Below are 2,977 nucleotides of genomic sequence, written 5' to 3'. Positions count from 1 at the left end.
AGGGAGTAGGGAGTAGGGAGTAGGGAGTAGGGAGTAGGGAGTAGGGAGTAGGGAGCAGGCAATAAACGCTATAGATATCAATGCTATATATAGCATAAAAATAATCTGCACAAAAACGATGCTATTAAAGATAAATTTCCTGAATTATAACGTTAGCTAATTGCATTTTTAATCAACCATAAAAAATTCTAAAAAAACTTTTAAAAACCCTTGACAACAAAAACTATAATCATTACAATAATCAATATAAACCAAGTTGAACTTTTTCACTATGTCAGAACAATTTACTCGGAACTTCAAGAAACAAGCTACTAAGCACACTCTCAAAGGTCCTCGTCAATCAGTTATTTATAGTATGCAAATGTTTTATTCCCTGGGCTATGCCGAGATTGCTGAATGGACTCCTCTGGAACCGACTGAAGTGCCCGGTGAAGTGATAACTACCATGACCAAGTATTGGTTGTTGCCATAACACCTTAACTTTCTGGGGGGGTTCCCCCCCCGGTAGCCTTGGGTTTGGTCTGATAGTATAGGATCACATCCGAAAGTTTCGGGTATTTTTGTGACATAAATCAAAAGTTGAACTCGCTAGCCGTAGATAGTATTTCTACGGCTATTTTTTGTTTAAGCGGTCAGCGGTCAGCGGTCAGCTGTCAGCTATATCATAAGGGATGATAAAATTAGTAAAGATTTTTTCAGAGCTATCAGGTAAACAGGATTTTTTACCTATTGCCTATTGCCTATTGCCTATTGCCTATTGCCTATTGCCTACTCCCTACTCCCTAGCCATTGCAAGATTTCCTCAGGTAAAGCAACTTTAGTTCTAGTCATTGCATTAATACAAACGTGCTTCGTAACTGCCTTTGCCAGTAACTGTTGCGATGACGAAGCTGTAACAACCTGATAAGCAATTTCAAACTTACTTTCACTCAACTGCTCAGGCATAACCTGAATCAGCAGTGGATCCCCACAAAACATAGGACGCAAAAAATCCACACTGGCATGAACAATCGGAATTGCCACAGCGGGCTTAGTGAAAAAGGATTTGAGATTAATGCCCGATGCATCTAGAGAGGCTTCATAGGCTTCATGGCAGATAGATAAAACATTAGCAAAATAGACCACACCAGCCGCATCCGTATCTGAAAACCGAACAGTGCGATTATAAGTAAAAGAAACCATACCTCACCAAACTGCTAACCGATATAACATGAATGGCATCAAACAAGACTCCCAACCAGCAGTATATCTCAACACTGACCTCCAGGGGTCAGGATTCCCAATTCTGTGCCTTCACGGTCATCCAGCCTCAAGTCAGTGCCTTTCCGTTTTTACCCAACATCTATCCCAGAGGTTCTGGACTATCAGCCCTGATTTGCGAGGATATGGTAAAAGTCCAGCTGATCGGAATTTTCAGATGACCGACCACTTGACTGACTTGGAATCCCTCCTCGACTACTACCACATTGACCGCTGTTTGATACTAGGTTGGTCTTTAGGGGGAATGTTGGCCATGGAGCTTGCCCTAAAGCTACCTCAGAGAGTCACGGGTTTAATTTTAATCGCCACAGCTGCTCGACCTTGGGGTAATCATCCCCCCATTAGTTGGCAGGATAATCTCTATACCGGCATCGCTGGTATCTTAAATTGGTTACAACCAGGATGGCAGTGGAATATTGACACATTTGGTAAGCGATCGCTTTTTCGGTATCTGATCAAACAACACACAAGCAGCACCTACGAGTATATTGCCAAGCACGCCATATCAGCCTATTTACAGACCTCCCAAGCCGCTACACAAGCACTCAATGGTGCGATTAGGGCTGGGTATAACCGTTTGCCAGACTTACAGCAGATTCAATGTCCCTCCCTGGTCTTAGCAGGAGCTGCAGATCGCCATATTACCGCAGCATCAAGTAAAGAAACCGCTAAACATCTTAAGGATAGCCAATGGCAATGCTATAACAATACGGCTCACTTGTTTCCTTGGGAAATTCCCGATCTGGTGTTAAAAGATATCGACAACTGGATTACCAATAATCCCCAAGTTGTAAGGTGATTGGGTTGTTCGCGTAGCGTGGCCTTTTGGCCAAGGTTGAAGGTTGAAGGTTGTTCGCGTAGCGTGGCCTTTTGGCCAAGGTGGCAGGTTGCAGGTTAACTGTTTAAGCATGATGACAACTATTGAAGTCCGTCCTGTTAAGAATAAACAAGAATTAGAGGATATGTACCACCAGCGGTGGCTTGTCTTCAGAGAACCCTTAGGTATGGAAAAAGGAACAGAACAAGACAAGTACGAGAGTAGTGCTTTTCATCTCGTTGCTATCTGTAATAATCAGGTAATTGGTTCAGCAAGATTAAGAGAATTGTCTCCAGGATTGGGGACTATTGCCTACGTTGGACTATTACCTGAATTTCGTCACCAAGGCATCGGCACCAAACTGATCGAGGCATTAATTGAAAAAGCCAAAGCAAACAATCTCAATGGTTTGAGAGTAATGACTAGAATTAATGCCCTAGGTTTCTATAGTCGCATTGGTTTTATAGCCGACGGTGAGCCCTTTGACTATGTTGGCATCAGCCACCAATTTATGTACCTTAATCTATCTAGGGCTTGCTGAATAAGTCATAATTCCCGGTTGTGATAGGTGTTAGGTGTTAGGTGTTAGGTGTTAGGTAAGGTTTTAGGTTAATGGTGTTAGGGAATTTTCCATGAAGATACAAGGTTTTTGAGCCAAAGGATTCAATTAACGTTGCACTTATTCTGCCAAAAAATCCTTGAAAGCAAAGTATTGCAAGGCTTCCACACTTATTCAGCAAGCCCTCTCTAGTAAAGGGAATAGGGAATAGGGAGTCGGGAGTAGGTAATAATAACTCGATCTGTAAGATGCGTTATAAACGCACCCTACTAGTTGAGCTGACCTACTTGCCTATTGCCTATTGCCTATTGCCTATTGCCTATTGCCTATTGCCTATTGCC

4 protein-coding genes are annotated in these 2,977 nt (G+C 42.6%); 3 read left to right on the top strand and 1 reads right to left on the bottom strand.

What is annotated here, in order from left to right; all coding sequences use genetic code 11:
- Window positions 1–271 precede the first annotated feature (271 nt).
- The gene (locus AC4II3_RS32275; protein WP_488017077.1) at window positions 272–472 is read left to right on the top strand and encodes a hypothetical protein; all 201 of its coding nucleotides are present in this window, start codon (window positions 272–274) and stop codon (window positions 470–472) included.
- A gap of 296 nt (window positions 473–768) precedes the next feature.
- Here the strand turns inward: AC4II3_RS32275 and AC4II3_RS32270 are convergent, their stop codons facing one another.
- Complete coding sequence (locus tag AC4II3_RS32270) at window positions 769–1,182, bottom strand: acyl-CoA thioesterase (RefSeq protein ID WP_488017073.1); 414 nt, start codon at window positions 1,180–1,182, stop codon at window positions 769–771.
- 28 nt (window positions 1,183–1,210) lie between these two features.
- On the opposite strand from AC4II3_RS32270, the gene AC4II3_RS32265 reads away from it, so the two are divergent.
- Complete coding sequence (locus tag AC4II3_RS32265; protein WP_488017071.1) at window positions 1,211–2,059, top strand: alpha/beta fold hydrolase; 849 nt, start codon at window positions 1,211–1,213, stop codon at window positions 2,057–2,059.
- 109 nt (window positions 2,060–2,168) lie between these two features.
- Window positions 2,169–2,618 carry a GNAT family N-acetyltransferase gene (locus AC4II3_RS32260; protein WP_488017069.1) on the top strand — a complete coding sequence of 150 codons (450 nt, stop codon included), beginning with the start codon at window positions 2,169–2,171 and terminating at the stop codon, window positions 2,616–2,618.
- The last annotated feature ends 359 nt before the right edge of the window (window positions 2,619–2,977 follow it).

The sequence above is a fragment of the Moorena sp. genome (genome assembly GCF_982860115.1).
This window is presented reverse-complemented; position numbering and strand designations above follow the sequence as displayed.